We start from the raw sequence: 15,956 nt of genomic DNA on the forward strand, positions 1-15,956 counted from the left end.
ACAATGAAGCCTGGCAATCAGTTGCCGGGCTTTCTTCATTCGCAAACTCTTCGTATTTTCCTCGCCCTAACCACTAAATTATCCAGTCGATTTTTGCTATAATGAACGTTATGCAAGCAAGTAATGGAGGATATGCACGTGTATAACATGAAAGAGTGGCAACATATATTCAAACTCGATCCAGCCAAGGAAATAGGCGATGAAGATTTGGAGAAAATCTGTGAGTCCGGTACGGATGCCATCATTGTCGGCGGTACAGACAATGTAACTCTGGATGGTGTACTCGATTTGCTCGCGCGGATACGACGTCACACAGTTCCGGTCATTCTGGAGATCAGCACGATGGAAGCTTTGACACCTGGCTTCGATTTTTATTATGTGCCGATGGTGATGAACAGCAAGGACAAGCAATGGGTCATGGGGCTGCATCATGAAGCAGTCAAAGCGTATCGGGATATGATGCACTGGGATGAAATCATGATGGAAGGCTATTGTGTCATCAATCCGCAAGCGAAGGTTTTCACCCACACGCAATGTGAGCTGCCAACTGAAGAAGATACGGTTGCTTACGCTTATATGGCGGAACATATGTACAAGCTCCCGATTTTTTATCTGGAAAACAGCGGAGCATATGCTGATCCTGCACTTGTCAGAAAGGTGAAAGATCAGCTTTCAAACACGCTGCTATTCTATGGAGGCGGTATCGTTTCGCCGGAGCAAGCAGCGGAGATGAAGCAATATGCTGATGTGATTATTGTGGGAAACAGCGTGTATGATAATATAAAGTCTGCTCTGAAGACAGTGAGAGCAGTAAAAGGAAAGAAATAAAGGCGGTGCAAACATGAGCCGATTGGCGAATGATTTAATAAATGGTTTAAATAAAGAACAAGCAGAAGCGGTTAAGCATACCGAAGGGCCGCTTTTGATCATGGCAGGTGCGGGAAGCGGTAAAACTCGCGTGCTGACGAACAGAATTGCCTATTTGCTTGGAGAGAAGGAAGTGTCGCCGCGCAGTATCTTGGCGATTACCTTCACAAATAAAGCAGCTCGCGAAATGCGGGAACGTGTACACAAATTAGTCGGAGATGAAGGTTCTCAGATCTGGGTTTCGACTTTTCACTCTATGTGTGTACGCATTTTACGGCGTGATATAGACAGAATAGGATACAATAGCAATTTTTCGATACTGGATACAAGCGACCAGCTTTCTGTGATCAAGCAAGCGCTCAAACGGCTTAACCTTGATCCGAAGCAATACGATCCGCGTGCAATGCTCGGTGCCATCAGCTCAGCGAAGAATGAACTGATCACACCTGATCAATACAGTAAGGAAGCAGGAAGTGTCTACGAAAGAAAAGTAGCCGAAATATTCGACCTGTATCAGAAGACATTGCGTCGCAATCAATCATTAGATTTTGATGACTTGATCATGCAGACAATACAGCTATTTGACCGGGTGCCGGAAGTGCTGCAATATTACCAGCGTCGTTTCCAGTACATCCACGTGGATGAGTATCAGGATACAAACCACGCGCAGTATCGCCTGGTAAACCAGCTAGCTTCCCGTTATAAAAACCTTTGTGTAGTCGGGGACTCCGATCAATCCATCTACCGCTGGAGGGGTGCAGACATTACGAATATCCTTTCTTTTGAAAAGGATTATCCGAACGCGAAGGTCGTCATGCTCGAGCAGAACTACCGCTCGACAAAGACAATACTGGATGCAGCTAACAAAGTGATCGGCAACAATTCAGGACGCAAACCGAAAAATCTTTGGACAGACAATATCGATGGTTCGAAGCTTCGTTATTACCAAGCAGCTACTGAGCGTGATGAAGCGTTATATGTAACAGAGAAAATTGAAGAAATGGTCATGATGGAGAAAAAACGGCATTACCGCGATATTGCGATCCTTTATCGGACGAATGCCCAGTCTCGATCCATTGAGGAAACGTTTGTAAAAGCAGGTGTTCCGTATCAAATGATCGGCGGAACGAAGTTCTACGATCGTAAAGAAATTAAGGATATGTTGGCTTATCTTCGTCTGATTGCGAATCCGGATGATGACATCAGCTTTGAGCGTGTAGTCAATGAACCGAAGCGCGGCATCGGTAAAACATCGATCGAAAAACTGCAGGCGTATGCAAACGAACACGAGATTTCTTTGTTTGATACGCTTAAAGAAGTTGATTTCACTGGCGTCAGTGCCAAAGCTGCAAATGCTTTAAGTGAGTTCGGAGCGATGATCAGCAACTGGGCCAAGCAGACTGATTTCCTGACTGCGACCGATATGGTCGAGCAGGTGCTGGAAGGTTCCGGCTATGAGGAGATGCTGAAGGCAGAACGAAGCATTGAATCACAGAGCCGACTTGAGAACTTAGAAGAGTTCAAGACAGTAACAAAAAACTTCGAGCAGACGAGTGAAGATAAAACACTGGTTACTTTCCTGACAGATCTTGCGCTGATTGCGGATATCGATTCTATGGATGAAGATCCATCCAGCGATGATAAAGTCATCCTTATGACGCTGCATGGTGCCAAAGGACTTGAGTTTCCGGTTGTGTTCTTGATTGGAATGGAAGAGAACGTATTCCCACATAGCCGTTCCCAGATGGATGAGACAGAGATGGAAGAAGAGCGACGTCTTGCTTATGTCGGCATCACTCGTGCAGAAGAGGAGTTATTCCTTACGAATGCCAAAATGCGGACATTGTTCGGACGGACGAATATGAACTCTGTCAGCCGCTTTATCGGTGAAATTCCAAGTGAATTGCTAGAAGGTATACAAGAAACAAAACAAAACCCATTCGGACTTGGAAACAGTCGTCAACCAGCTAAACCCCAAGAGCAAAAACGTATCGTCCGTAAACCAAAGCCTAAATCTGGAGCAGACGCGCTCGGATGGGGACCTGGTGACAAGGCCGTTCATAAGAAATGGGGCGAAGGAACAGTAGTTAAGGTCAACGGAGAAGGAGAAGCGATGGAACTTGATATCGCCTTCCCTGCGCCTGTTGGAATCAAACGACTGCTTGCTTCATTCGCACCGATCACAAAAGCTTAACCGAGGTGGCAAGCATGAACAAAGATGAAGCGATTTTAGAGCTTGCAGATTTGCGCAAAAAGCTCAATCAATATAATTATGATTATCACGTCCTTGATAATCCGCAGGTGTCTGATTTTGAGTATGATCAGACCCTGAAACGACTGCTTGATATCGAAGGGGAATTTCCTGACCTTGTCACAAACGATTCTCCATCGCAGCGTGTCGGCGCTGCACCGCTTGAAGCATTCAACAAGGTAGAGCACCGCGTGCCGATGCTATCCTTGGGCAACGCATTTAATGAAGAAGATTTGCGAAGTTTTGATAAGCGTGTCCGAAACGGCTTGGAAACCGATGACTACTCTTACATCTGTGAGCTGAAGATAGATGGCCTGGCTGTTTCTCTCCGTTACGAAAATGGAGAGTTCGTCCAAGGAGCGACACGCGGCGATGGGACGACTGGTGAGGATATTACCCAGAATCTACGGACAATTCGCAGCATCCCGCTTCGAATTGATTTAGAGGAAGCAATCGAAGTGCGCGGAGAAGCATTTATGCCGCAAAAATCATTTGCAGCACTGAATGCCCAAAAAGAAGAAAACGGCGAAGCGCCTTTTGCGAATCCGCGCAATGCTGCAGCCGGATCTTTGCGTCAGCTTGATCCGAAGATTGCTGCCAGCCGTAATTTGGACGTATTCCTCTATGGTTCCGGGCAATGGGAGACCAATAATCTGGATTCACATAGCGGGCTGCTCGACTACTTGGAGCAGCTAGGCTTCAAGACAAATAAAGAACGCCGTCGCTGCCAGACAATCGAAGAAGTGCTCGCTTATGTCGAGGAATGGAGCGCCAAACGACGCGACCTAAGCTACGAAATCGATGGTATTGTAATCAAGGTGGACAAGCGTGAACAGCAGGATGAACTTGGCTTCACGGCCCGGACACCGCGCTGGGCAATTGCGTATAAATTCCCAGCCGAGGAAGTGACCACAAAGCTTTATGATATAGAGCTTAATGTCGGGCGTACTGGTGTCATCACCCCGACAGCATTGCTGGAACCTGTCCGAGTGGCAGGAACGACGGTACAGCGAGCAACTCTGCATAACGAAGATCTGATTCGCGAGAAGGATATTCGTATTGGAGATACGGTTGTCATTAAAAAGGCCGGTGACATTATTCCAGAGGTTGTCCGTGTCGTTACAGATGCGCGTACAGGAGAGGAAAAGGAATTCCATATGCCAGAGCACTGTCCAGAATGCGGCAGTGAAACAGTGCGTTTGGAAGAAGAAGTGGCTCTTCGCTGTATCAACCCTAACTGCCCGGCACAACTTGTCGAAGGATTGATTCACTTTGTTTCCCGGAATGCCATGAACATTGATGGACTTGGGGAGAAGGTTATCATCCAACTGTACCGTTCTGAATTGGTGCATACGATTGATGATTTATACAAACTCGATCGGGATGCTTTACTTGATCTGGAGCGTATGGGCGAGAAATCAGCTGATAATCTGCTCAAATCAATTGAAGCGTCTAAGGACAATTCGCTGGAGCGCTTGCTATTCGGGCTAGGCGTTCGCTTTGTCGGAGCGAAAGCTGCGAAAACATTAGCACAAGCCTTCGAAACAATTGACAGATTGCAGCAGGCAACTGTTGAGGAGCTTGTTGCTATTGATGAAATCGGAGAAAAAATGGCTGACTCCATTTATCAGCATTTCCAAGAAGACAAAGTAACTCAGCTGATAGAAGAACTAAAAGCTGTAGGCGTCAATATGACCTATAAAGGCATCAAGCCACAGGAAGTAACAAGTGATAGCATCTTCAGCGGCAAAACCATTGTTTTGACCGGGAAAATGGAGGCTCTCACAAGGCCAGAGGCGAAAGAGAAAATCGAAGCACTCGGTGGTATTGTCACAGGTAGTGTCAGTAAGAAAACTGATTTGCTGATTGCTGGCGAGGATGCTGGTTCAAAATATGAAAAAGCAGAGAAGCTCGGTATAGAGATATGGGATGAAGCACGTTTGATTGAAGCGTTACAGGAATAGAGAGGAGAAACACATGAAAAGATTAGCAGGTGTTCTATCTATAGGAGCACTCGTATTGCTGGCAAGCTGCGGACCGTCTGGCGGCGGGGAAGAAGAAGTAAAGCAGGAAACGGCAGATGGCGGGGAAAAAACGTCCGTCGTTTCCAGCTATAATTTCTCTGACGAAGAATACAAGGTGCTGCTGCCTTATGAGAGCGGCAAATCTAAAGGCGTCGTCAACTATGAGACTAGTGCAGCTCGCGGAGTAATCATTAACCAAATTGCCAACCGTTTGGATATTGATGAAGTCGAAGAAGGGCTTCGCAATCATTCGAAGGACGTATTCAGTCCAGATGATTATTATTTCCGTGAAGGACAAATGCTCGATAGTGATACACTTTACAGCTGGATCGGCCGTTATGCAAAAGCACAAAAGGACGATAAGGGCAAAATATCCGACGATGAAAAAGCGAAGGAGCTCGGGCTCAATCCGGAGCTGAATGAGGACAAAGCATCGGAGAAGGATTTCCGTGATAATCCGAAGTATCTATCTCACATCCTGGAGCAGGATTATATGATCGAAGATGATAACGGTGATATTAAGCTGGGCGGAGTCTCCATTGCACTTGCGATGAAGTCGGAATATCAGTTTACGACTGGCGGAAAAGGTCCTTACCGTGAGGAAATTCCAGAGGATAAGATGCTCGCACAGGCGAATGAAATGTCTAAAAAGATTGTCGAAAGAATGCGCAGCATGGACGGCTTAAGTGACGTTCCAATTCATATCACAGTTTACCAGGAAGCTAAGAAGGAATCTGTCGTGCCAGGTAGCTTCGTTGCTGAAACTACTGTAGATAAAGGCAGCAGCTCAGTCGGAGATTGGGATAAGATCGACGAGAAGAACGTCTTGTTCCCTTCGGATGATGCAAATGAAAACCATCCAGATGAAAGTCAATATATTTCCGCTTTCACGACAAAAGTGGCAAGCTTCTTCCCGAATTACACAGGAATGGTCGGCAGAGGATTCTACCAAAATGACGAACTTAAGAAGCTGACGATTGATATCCCGATTCAATTCGAAGGAAATGCTGAAGTAGTTGCCTTTACACAATATGCATACAGCCAGATCATGGATATCTTCCCGAACTATTATGACCTCGAAATAAACATCACCTCAAATGATCAGACAGAAGCAATCATTACGAGGGAACATGATACCAAAGAACCGGAAGTTTACATCCTTAATTAAAGCAGCCATACAAAAAGAGACAAAAAATTGCATTATTAGACAAGACTAGGAAAGTATCACCAGAAAATAGGTAGAGAAGCACATGCTTCAATCCCTACTTTCCCAATATACTTAAAGCTGGGATGTGTTAGAATGAAAGCAGGAACACATCCCAGCAATGGTCTTGGGCACAAGCTCTTACGCAGAAAGAAATAACTATGTTTCGAGGTGTAGCCCAAATGGAAATAGGCCCTTTAATTAAACTACATAGAATCAAGCAAAATATGACGCAAGAAGACCTAGCAGCGGGCATTGTTTCAGAATCCTACCTGTCCAAAATCGAAAACCAGAAAACTGATGCCAGTCCAGAAGTCATCGCATTATTATGCGAACGACTCGGAATCCAGCTTAACGCGGAGAACGAGGATATAATTAAGGAAAAGGCTGAGGAATGGTATGGCATGCTGTACGAAGTGCACAATGCTAACGAAAGAAGACAGCGGTTCCAGGAACTTGAAACACTGTTCAAAGCGAATAATTCCGACCATGAGATGTTGTTTGAAATTCAGAAGATCAGGTTTTTTTTGGTTGAGGGCAGAGTGCAGGAAGCGAAGGATCAGATTGAACGTTTAGAACCTCTGCAGAATACTTTCGAGCCTATTCATTTGTTTTACTGGTATAAGTTCTTAGGAAATTATTATCATGGTGAAAAAGAAAAATTAAATCAAGCGTTATCCCTTTACCAACAAGCAGAAGGTTTTTTAGACACTGTTGATATTACAGAAGATGAATCTGCAGATCTTTATTACATTATAAGTATATTGCATAGTAAACTTGTAAATGATCTTAGTGCGATGGAATATGCGAATAAAGCTTTGAATATTTTTAGAAATAGTTATAAGTTTGTTCGTTGCGCGCAATGCCACATTATATTAGGCATTGCATATAGAAGACTTCATATGCTAGAACAAGCTATTAAACAATATAATTTAGCTAAACACTTAGGTGAAATAACAGAATCTAACGATGTAATACAATTGACTAATCATAACCTGGGTTATTTGCATTCCAGAGCTGGAAATACTGTAGAAGCGATTAAATATTATACAGCGGCATTTGAATTAGAGAATGTACCTTTACATTATAAATTAACTACGGGTACTTCGTTAATTAGAGAATATTTACTAAACAAGGATTTCGAAAAAGCCTGTAAATATATATCTCTTGCTGAGGAAGTAATGAAATCAAATTCTATTAAAACAAAGTTAGTAGATTTGGAAATTAAAGTTTTCAAGTATTTGTTAAACAAAGAATTTGACCAGTATGAAAATTTAATGGTAAATGAATTAATTCCTTATTTAATTGAACAAGAGGATAATGTATCTATTATTACTTATTCTAATATGATCGCTTCATATTATGAAGATATTAAAAAGTATAAGAATGCAGCTAACTATTACAAATTGGCTAGCCGTACGTATGAAAATCTTTTGAAAATCTAGGAGGAAATCACAATGAAAAAACTTATCGTTATTGGAGCAATTGTTGTTACTCTAGGTGCGAGTTTTCTAATTTCAAATAATGATGATGTTCATACTGCTGATAATCAGCCTGGTATTTATACAATTATAAATCTACCATTCTAAAATGTAGCTCATGCTACATTTTTTTCTTTTTTCAGAAGGAGAATTCAATTTTTCGCCGAATAAATACAACATGTACTATTTCCCTTAAGTAAGACCCTCAATTGCCCGCTTTATTTTCGGATAAGGCGGGCTTTTTCTTTTTATTGTGCTTAGTTTCGTTTAGAGGGAAAAACGTGCTAAAATAGTTATATGTTATAGTCTGGTTGCTTTACGGCAGCTCCTTTTGCTATGATCATTTTTATATACATGTAAGGTGAATTCCGGAGGTGACAGTATGTCAGAGATTACGAAAGAACAGGTGTTGCATGTAGCGCATTTGGCGCGTCTTGCAATTACTGATGAAGAAGCAGAAAAAATGACGAAGGAACTTGATGCGATTATCGGGTATGCCGAGCTTTTGAATGAGCTTGATACTGATAACGTGGAGCCTACGACGCACGTGCTTGATTTAAAGAACGTCATGCGTGAGGATGAAGCGCGCAAGTGGATCGACCGGGAGGATGCATTGAAAAATGCACCGGATCAGAAAAATGGCCAGTTCCGTGTGCCGTCGATTTTGGACTGAGGAGGAAGATTATGTCTTTGTTTGATTATACATTGAAAGAATTGCAGGAAAAGCTACATAACAAAGAGATCACGGTAACGGATCTTGTGGATGCTTCCTATGCGCGTATTAAGGAAGTAGACGATGAAGTGAAAGCTTTCTTGACGCTTGATGAAGAAAATGCACGTGCAGCGGCTAAGGAATTGGACGAGCAGGGTAGCGACAACCCACTATTCGGTATTCCTATCGGTATCAAGGATAATATCGTAACAAAAGGTCTTCGTACAACTTGTGCGAGTAAGTTCCTTGATAATTTCACAGATCCGCTTTACGATGCGACAGTTGTTTCCAAGCTAAAGGATAAGAAAACTGTTACAATCGGTAAACTGAACATGGATGAATTTGCGATGGGTTCTTCCAATGAGAACTCCGCTTATTTCACGACACGTAACCCTTGGAATACAGATTATGTTCCTGGCGGATCCAGCGGTGCATCAGCAGCTGCTGTAGCTGCAGGAGAGGTATTCTTCTCCCTAGGATCTGATACAGGTGGTTCCATCCGTGAACCAGCTGCATTCTGTGGCGTAGTCGGTTTGAAGCCTACATACGGTCTTGTATCCCGTTTCGGTCTTGTTGCATTCGCATCATCTCTTGACCAGATCGGACCGATGACTCGTACGGTTGAAGATAACGCGCATTTGCTGCAAGCAATCGTAGGTCATGATGAAATGGATTCTACAAGTGCAGATGTGGAAATTCCGAACTACACAGAAGCTTTGAAACAAGATGTGAAAGGTTTACGCATTGCCGTACCTTCCGAGTATCTTGGGGAAGGCGTTTCTGATGAAGTTCGCGAATCCATCAAAGCTGCACTAAAAGTATATGAGGATCTTGGCGCAACTTGGGAAGAAGTTTCCCTGCCTCACTCCCGTTACGCAGTAGCAGCATACTACTTGCTGTCTTCTTCTGAAGCATCTGCTAACTTAGCGCGTTTTGATGGCGTCCGCTATGGTGTTCGCTCTACACAAGCGGAAAACATGGTCGATGTGTTCAAATATTCCCGCCGCGATGGTTTCGGTGAAGAAGTAAAACGCCGTGTCATGCTTGGTACGTTCGCTCTTAGCTCCGGCTATTATGATGCGTATTACAAAAAAGCACAAAAAGCACGTACATTGATTAAAAACGACTTTGATAAAGTGTTCGAGGACTATGATGTCATCGTTGGACCAACAACTCCTACTCCTGCTTTCAAAGTTGGCGAAAAAGTTGAAGATCCATTGACAATGTACGCAACTGATATCCTGACGATTCCTGTAAACCTTGCAGGCGTACCAGGAATCTCCTTGCCTTGCGGATTCTCAAGTGAAGGGCTGCCGATTGGCTTGCAAATCATCGGGAAGCACTTTGATGAGGCGACGATCTATCGCGCTGCTCACGCATTCGAGCAAGCGACAGATTATCACAAACAGAAACCGGCATTGGGAGGCGTAAAAGGATGAATTTCGAAACTATCATCGGACTCGAAGTACATGTGGAGCTGAAAACGAAATCTAAGATTTTCAGTCCGAGCCCAAATGCATTCGGTGCCGCACCAAATGAAAACACCAACCCAATCGACCTTGGGTACCCAGGTGTGCTTCCTGTCTTAAATAAAGAAGCAGTAAACTTTGCTATGAAAGCAGCGATGGCACTGAACTGTGAAATCGCGACACATACAAAATTTGACCGGAAGAACTACTTCTATCCGGATAACCCGAAAGCTTACCAGATTTCTCAATTCGATCAGCCGATCGGAGAGAATGGCTGGATTGAAATTGAAGTAGACGGTTATACAAAGAAAATTGGTATCACACGTATTCATATGGAAGAGGATGCTGGGAAACTGTCTCACACAGGCGATGGCTACTCCCTTGTCGATTATAACCGTCAAGGAACACCATTGATTGAGATCGTGTCCGAGCCAGATCTTCGTACACCGGCAGAAGCTTACGCTTACCTTGAGAAGCTTCGTAATATCATTCAGTACACAGGTGTATCCGATGTGAAAATGGAAGAAGGTTCCCTTCGCTGTGACGCCAACATCTCGCTTCGTCCAATTGGACAAGAGAAATTTGGTACAAAAGCAGAGCTGAAGAACTTGAACAGCTTCGCATTCGTTCAAAAAGGCCTAGAGTTCGAAGAAAAACGCCAGCAGAAGGTCTTGCTTGCTGGAGGAGAAATCCTGCAGGAAACTCGCCGTTATGATGAGTCTACAAAAGAGACAATCTTAATGCGTATTAAAGAGGGTTCTGACGATTACCGTTACTTCCCAGAGCCAGATCTTGTACCATTGTATATTGACGACGCTTGGAAGGAACGCATACGTGCATCCATCCCTGAGCTTCCAGATGCTCGTAAAGCCCGCTATGTGAACGAGCTTGGCTTACCTGCATATGATGCAATGGTATTGACGCTAAGCGTGGAAATGTCCGACTTCTTCGAGGCGACATTGAAAGCTGAAGCTGATCCTAAAGCTGCTTCCAACTGGTTGATGGGTGAGGTTTCTGCATACTTGAACAAGCAGCAGAAAGATCTTGCTGATATCGCCTTGACTCCAGAAGGACTAGCGAAAATGATCACACTGATCGAAGATGGCACTATCTCTTCTAAGATGGCGAAGAAAGTATTCGCTGAGCTTGTTGAGAACGGTGGCGATCCAGAACAGATCGTAAAAGATAAAGGACTTGTCCAAATCTCTGATGAAGGCCAGCTGACTGAAATCATCTCAAGCATCCTTGATCAGAATGAACAATCTGTTGTTGACTTCAAGAACGGGAAAGACCGTGCCCTCGGCTTCCTAGTCGGCCAAGTCATGAAACAGACAAAAGGCCAAGCCAACCCGCCAATGGTAAACAAAATCCTGATTGCGGAAATGAATAAGCGCTAATCTGAAGATCCCGCCTTTGGCGGGATTTTTTTATGTATTGAAGTTTTTAATACCAACTTCTAATTGCTTCAAGTTTTGGTAGAATATTAGAAAAGGGGGCGGCAAGATGGAGATACATTCATCTGAGTCTAACAGTAATCAGAAACTGCCTTTTCACCTTTTTCAGGGTACTAATGAGAAAGCGCCGATACTTGTCATTTATCACGGATGGGCAGGCAGTAATGCCGGATATTATGACTTGGCGGAAGAGCTTCAGGAACAAGGCTATACGGTAGTTTTACCTGACATAGTCCATCATGACAGCAGAGGGACAATAGATAATTACTTCGACGAAAGTACTCGTCAGCAAATGTTCTGGGGGACAGTATTTCAGGCAATCGATGAATTCGATAAATTGATAGCCAACTTGAAAGTGAATAAGAAGGACGTCCTTGTCATTGGCAGTTCTATGGGCGGTTTTATAGCCAGTAGTATTTTTGCAAAGAATCCTGAAATACAAGGTTTGGTAAATGTAAATGGATCCGGCGCCTTTGTAGTGGCAGATGAATTTTTCAGGAGAGTTGACGGAAGAGACAAACTGTCTGGCAAGGAGAGAGCAGTGCTTGAAAAGTATGATCCAATAAATTACACATATAGCAGAAAACCTGTACTGCTTATGCATGGAGATAGTGATCAAGTCCTCGATACCTCTGGACAGTATGCTTATTACGCGCACTGCAGCAGTTCCGATGTTACCTTTGATATCTTTAACGATGTCAATCATCAGTTTACGGAGGATATGGTGGAAGGGCTCAAGTCTTGGCTGAACGAGCAATTCGGGAGAAGCTGTATATGAAACGTAGACTGCTTGAATGGTGGATAGCTATTCCTCGGAAAATACGCACTGGATTTCTTGGATTACTAACTGTATTTTTTCTCACTGCTGTTTTCATATAGGGATCTCAGGCATTATTACATAGCAGCATTGATAATAAACAAGTTGTGATAGGCATGCTTGCTGCTATTGCTCTGACAGCAAGCATTCTACTTAATAAGAAATAATAAGGACGCATCATAATTTTCACTGCGTCCTTAATCCAGGAGCTCATTTAACATATCCGAGAATAAAACCGTCATAACCTTTGCTTCCTACAGTCTGCACAGCTGTAGCTTCAATACGAGGTTCTTCGGAAAGCAGTTTCAGAAACTCCTGTACGCCTTGGACACGTTCATCTGTGCTCTGCACATTGGCTACTTCGCCTTCGCGGACTACATTATCGGCAACAATAACTGCTCCTGGAGCAGCTAGCTTGGTAGCCCATTTCAAATAATCTGGATAGCTTTGTTTATCGGCATCGAGGAAGATGAAGTCAAAAACATTTTTCTGCTCATTATAGAGTTCAGGCAGTGTATCAATTGCATTGCCGACGACTACTTCTGCTTTATTCTCCAGCCCAGCTGTTGCGATGTTGCTGCGTGCTACTTCAGCAAAATAGGGATTGGCTTCCAGGGTATACAGTTTTCCAGCAGCGGGAAGGGCTTTTGCAAGCCAGATAGTACTATAGCCGCCAAGCGTGCCAATTTCCAGGATGCGCTTAGCTCCTCTGATTTTTGCCAGCAGATGCAGCAGCTTTCCCTGTAATGGGGATACATCGATCTGAGGCAGTTCTGCTTCTTGATTTACTTTCAGTACATAATTATGATCCTCCTCAGCAGGCAGCAAGCTATTCAAAAACACGGTATCTACGTCGCTCCATTTGTTTTCCAAACGTTTCATCTCCTCCTCTTCTTCCTTTTAGTTTAGCGGATTAATAGAACAAATTATAGTACCTCGTTATGTTAACGTTACAAAATAAAAGGGCAGAACATCAATACATATACTAAGAGAGAAAGAAATATGCCAAATTGCAGAGTGATGTAAAGGAAATTTATTATGAAGAAGCTGAGAAGCGACGTCTATCAACACACTTGGAAAAAGCCAAGGAATTTCCTGTAACCGGGTTAAAAGGGGCATATTATTCCTATACTGATTGAGATAGGCTTCCAGGAACGGGCAAAGACCTTTTCAAAATAAGAAAAAAAAGCTATGATAAGACTTGGACAATGTGAACGTAAGGTTTGGTAGGAGGCAATACAATGAAACGCGCTCGGATCATTTACAACCCAACATCAGGTAAAGAAGCGTTTAGACGCGAACTCCCAGATGTATTAGAAATTTTTGAAAAGGCAGGCTATGAAACTTCGACGCATGCGACCACATGTGAAGGAGATGCGACGGCGGCAGCGCGCTTGGCAGTAGAGCGCGGCTATGATCTTGTCGTTGCATGCGGCGGGGACGGTACTGTCAACGAGGTCGTATCAGGCTTGGCTGAACAGCCAAACCGACCGAAGCTCGGCATCATTCCAGTCGGTACGACGAACGATTTAGCTCGTGCACTATTTATTCCGCGCAACATCAAGAGAGCAGCTGAGATCATTGTGGAAGGAAAGACTCGCAAGCTTGATATCGGTAAGGTCAATGACCATTACTTTATGAATATCGCTGGCGGAGGGAAGCTAACAGAGCTTACCTATGATGTTCCAAGCAAGACGAAGACGATGCTCGGTCAGATGGCCTATTATTTAAAAGGCATTGAAATGCTGCCATCGATTCGTCCAATCAAGGTGGAAATAGAGTATGATGGCAAATGGTTCGAAGATGAAATCATGCTTTTCCTTGTGTCTAACACAAACTCCGTTGGCGGCTTCGAGAAGCTCGCACCGGACGCGTTATTGGATGATGGATTGTTCGATTTGGTTATCTTACGCAAAACGAATATAGCGGAATTTATCCGTATTGCTTCCTTGGCAATCCGAGGAGCGCACTTGGATCATGATCTTATCTTCTATACAAGAGCGAATCGAATCAAGGTAAAACCTGCTGATAAAATGCAGTTGAACATAGATGGCGAATACGGCGGTTTATTGCCAGGTGAATTCGTTAATCTGCATCAGCACATTGAATACTTCGTTACAGAGGAATTCATCCAGAAACAAGATAGCTTAGCTGACTAAGCTGTCTTGTTTCTTTTTTCGACATATTTCCCGGGTAATAGACCTGGATTTCTGATTTCACCCACAATGTGATACAATCTTGAAAGCAAATTAAAAAGGACGATGAAAATGGCAAAATTAGCGCCACCAGTTGAAAAGAACCAAACAATTGAACTGACCTTCGAAGACCTGACGCATGATGGAGACGGTGTCGGTAAAGTAGACGGCTATCCATTGTTTGTACCATATGCGCTTCCAGGCGAGACAGCGCAAGTGAAAGTGATTAAGACAAAGAAAAATTTCGGCTTCGGTAAACTACTTGAAGTAACAAAGCCGAGTGAACATCGAGTAGAACCGCCTTGTGATGTATATATTCAATGCGGAGGCTGTCAGCTGCAGCATATGAGCTATAAGATGCAGCTGGACATGAAGCAAAAACAAGTACAAAACGCGATGAAGAAAATTGGCCATCTGGAGCATGTACCTGTACATTCGGCACTTGGCATGGATGATCCATGGCGTTACCGAAACAAAATCCAAATTCCGACAGCAGAACGCAATGGCGAAATGATCACCGGATTTTATCGCAAACGCAGCCACGACATCATCGAGGATATGGAAACATGTGTTATTCAAGATGAAGTAAATGACCGTATGGTGGAGGCTGTTCGCCGCATCGCTAGCCGTCTTGGCATCTCGGCGTATAATGAAGAAACGCATCGCGGTGACCTGCGCCACATCATGGTCCGTACCGGTCAGCAGACGAACGAGACGATGATCGTGCTCGTCACGCGCATGAACGAACTGCCTTATGCAAAGGAACTTGTAGCTGAACTGCATGAGACGTACCCGCAAATCAAGTCTATCGTTCAGAACATCAACAAGGAACGCACGAACGTGATTCTTGGCCGTAAGACGAAGCTGCTATGGGGCGAAGAATACATCTACGATACAATCGGAGATATTAAATTCGCTATTTCAGCGCAATCTTTTTACCAAGTCAATCCCGCACAAACGAAAGTATTGTACGACCAAGCACTGGCATATGCCAACCTGAGCGGCAATGAAACTGTTATTGATGCTTACTCTGGGATTGGTACGATCTCACTATTCCTTGCACAGAAAGCAAAGAAAGTTTACGGTGTTGAAATTGTACCGCAAGCAGTCTCTGACGCTAAAATGAACGCCAAGCTCAACCACATGGACAACGCTGAATTTTACGTCGGCAAAGCTGAAGAAGTTATGCCATGGTGGAAAGCACAAGGCCTCAACCCTGACGTTATTGTCGTCGACCCGCCACGTAAAGGCTGTGAAGAAGATCTGCTTCAAGCTATGATCGACATGAAGCCAAAACGCATCGTGTATGTGAGCTGTAACCCAAGCACGCTCGCTCGCGACCTCCGCTTCCTGGAAGACGGTGGCTTTGAAACGAAGCAAGTACAACCAGTAGACATGTTCCCTCAGACTGGGCATATTGAGTGCGTGGCTGAAATAACCTTGAGATAGAGGGGTTTTAGAGGTACTATAAAAGGAATTGAC

General features: G+C 43.9%; 13 protein-coding genes. 12 read left to right on the top strand and 1 reads right to left on the bottom strand.

Annotation, left to right across the window (positions count from 1 at the left end; translation table 11 throughout):
• The first annotated feature begins 138 nt into the window (after positions 1-138).
• The 10 genes from pcrB (at position 139) to ACH6C1_RS16570 (ending at position 12,240) form a co-directional block, all read left to right on the top strand.
• Positions 139-828 (top strand): heptaprenylglyceryl phosphate synthase, encoded by a 690-nt coding sequence (pcrB, locus tag ACH6C1_RS16525; RefSeq protein WP_095270925.1) that lies wholly within the window; start codon positions 139-141, stop codon positions 826-828.
• A 13-nt stretch (positions 829-841) separates the two neighbouring features.
• The gene (pcrA, locus tag ACH6C1_RS16530; RefSeq protein WP_095270930.1) at positions 842-3,061 is read left to right on the top strand and encodes a DNA helicase PcrA; all 2,220 of its coding nucleotides are present in this window, start codon (positions 842-844) and stop codon (positions 3,059-3,061) included.
• Positions 3,062-3,075: 14 nt separating this feature from the next.
• Entirely contained in the window at positions 3,076-5,082 is a 2,007-nt protein-coding gene (ligA, locus tag ACH6C1_RS16535) for an NAD-dependent DNA ligase LigA (RefSeq protein WP_095218827.1), read from the top strand.
• A 13-nt stretch (positions 5,083-5,095) separates the two neighbouring features.
• Positions 5,096-6,310 carry a CamS family sex pheromone protein gene (locus tag ACH6C1_RS16540; protein WP_374078964.1) on the top strand — a complete coding sequence of 405 codons (1,215 nt, stop codon included), beginning with the start codon at positions 5,096-5,098 and terminating at the stop codon, positions 6,308-6,310.
• Between the two features lie 218 nt (positions 6,311-6,528).
• Positions 6,529-7,791, top strand: coding sequence for a helix-turn-helix domain-containing protein (locus ACH6C1_RS16545; protein ID WP_374078966.1), 1,263 nt, complete (start codon positions 6,529-6,531; stop codon positions 7,789-7,791).
• 12 nt (positions 7,792-7,803) lie between these two features.
• Positions 7,804-7,935 carry a hypothetical protein gene (locus ACH6C1_RS16550; protein WP_374078968.1) on the top strand — a complete coding sequence of 44 codons (132 nt, stop codon included), beginning with the start codon at positions 7,804-7,806 and terminating at the stop codon, positions 7,933-7,935.
• A 274-nt stretch (positions 7,936-8,209) separates the two neighbouring features.
• On the top strand, positions 8,210-8,500 hold the full coding sequence (gene gatC, locus ACH6C1_RS16555) for an Asp-tRNA(Asn)/Glu-tRNA(Gln) amidotransferase subunit GatC (protein WP_038558545.1): 291 nt from the start codon (positions 8,210-8,212) through the stop codon (positions 8,498-8,500).
• A gap of 11 nt (positions 8,501-8,511) precedes the next feature.
• Positions 8,512-9,978, top strand: coding sequence for an Asp-tRNA(Asn)/Glu-tRNA(Gln) amidotransferase subunit GatA (gatA, locus tag ACH6C1_RS16560; protein WP_374078971.1), 1,467 nt, complete (start codon positions 8,512-8,514; stop codon positions 9,976-9,978).
• A complete protein-coding gene (gene gatB, locus ACH6C1_RS16565) occupies positions 9,975-11,405 on the top strand; it encodes an Asp-tRNA(Asn)/Glu-tRNA(Gln) amidotransferase subunit GatB (protein WP_095270945.1) in 1,431 nt (476 codons plus the stop codon). Before gatA ends, gatB begins: the two co-directional genes overlap by 4 nt.
• 106 nt (positions 11,406-11,511) lie before the next feature.
• On the top strand, positions 11,512-12,240 hold the full coding sequence (locus ACH6C1_RS16570; RefSeq protein WP_374078974.1) for an alpha/beta hydrolase: 729 nt from the start codon (positions 11,512-11,514) through the stop codon (positions 12,238-12,240).
• Between the two features lie 249 nt (positions 12,241-12,489).
• Here the strand turns inward: ACH6C1_RS16570 and ACH6C1_RS16575 are convergent, their stop codons facing one another.
• Complete coding sequence (locus ACH6C1_RS16575) at positions 12,490-13,161, bottom strand: O-methyltransferase (protein ID WP_175074168.1); 672 nt, start codon at positions 13,159-13,161, stop codon at positions 12,490-12,492.
• Positions 13,162-13,520: 359 nt separating this feature from the next.
• Here ACH6C1_RS16575 and ACH6C1_RS16580 point away from each other — a divergent pair, with 359 nt between their 5' ends.
• Together ACH6C1_RS16580 and rlmD are read left to right on the top strand one after the other, a co-directional pair.
• Entirely contained in the window at positions 13,521-14,438 is a 918-nt protein-coding gene (locus ACH6C1_RS16580) for a diacylglycerol kinase (protein ID WP_095218819.1), read from the top strand.
• Between the two features lie 108 nt (positions 14,439-14,546).
• Positions 14,547-15,923 carry a 23S rRNA (uracil(1939)-C(5))-methyltransferase RlmD gene (gene rlmD / locus ACH6C1_RS16585; RefSeq protein WP_374078977.1) on the top strand — a complete coding sequence of 459 codons (1,377 nt, stop codon included), beginning with the start codon at positions 14,547-14,549 and terminating at the stop codon, positions 15,921-15,923.
• Positions 15,924-15,956 lie beyond the last annotated feature (33 nt).

This window comes from Terribacillus sp. JSM ZJ617 (assembly GCF_044383785.1).
Taxonomy (GTDB): Bacteria; Bacillota; Bacilli; order Bacillales; family Amphibacillaceae; genus Terribacillus.

What these genes read in the sequence shown, in the direction of transcription:
- ligA (WP_095218827.1), top strand. Translation starts at nt 3,076, where the DNA reads ATGAACAAAGATGAAGCGATTTTAGAGCTTGCAGATTTGCGCAAAAAG.
- ACH6C1_RS16580 (WP_095218819.1), top strand. Translation starts at nt 13,521, where the DNA reads ATGAAACGCGCTCGGATCATTTACAACCCAACATCAGGTAAAGAAGCG.
- ACH6C1_RS16575 (WP_175074168.1), bottom strand. Translation starts at nt 13,161, where the DNA reads ATGAAACGTTTGGAAAACAAATGGAGCGACGTAGATACCGTGTTTTTG.
- pcrA (WP_095270930.1), top strand. Translation starts at nt 842, where the DNA reads ATGAGCCGATTGGCGAATGATTTAATAAATGGTTTAAATAAAGAACAA.
- gatB (WP_095270945.1), top strand. Translation starts at nt 9,975, where the DNA reads ATGAATTTCGAAACTATCATCGGACTCGAAGTACATGTGGAGCTGAAA.
- ACH6C1_RS16570 (WP_374078974.1), top strand. Translation starts at nt 11,512, where the DNA reads ATGGAGATACATTCATCTGAGTCTAACAGTAATCAGAAACTGCCTTTT.
- rlmD (WP_374078977.1), top strand. Translation starts at nt 14,547, where the DNA reads ATGGCAAAATTAGCGCCACCAGTTGAAAAGAACCAAACAATTGAACTG.
- ACH6C1_RS16550 (WP_374078968.1), top strand. Translation starts at nt 7,804, where the DNA reads ATGAAAAAACTTATCGTTATTGGAGCAATTGTTGTTACTCTAGGTGCG.
- ACH6C1_RS16545 (WP_374078966.1), top strand. Translation starts at nt 6,529, where the DNA reads ATGGAAATAGGCCCTTTAATTAAACTACATAGAATCAAGCAAAATATG.
- gatC (WP_038558545.1), top strand. Translation starts at nt 8,210, where the DNA reads ATGTCAGAGATTACGAAAGAACAGGTGTTGCATGTAGCGCATTTGGCG.
- gatA (WP_374078971.1), top strand. Translation starts at nt 8,512, where the DNA reads ATGTCTTTGTTTGATTATACATTGAAAGAATTGCAGGAAAAGCTACAT.
- ACH6C1_RS16540 (WP_374078964.1), top strand. Translation starts at nt 5,096, where the DNA reads ATGAAAAGATTAGCAGGTGTTCTATCTATAGGAGCACTCGTATTGCTG.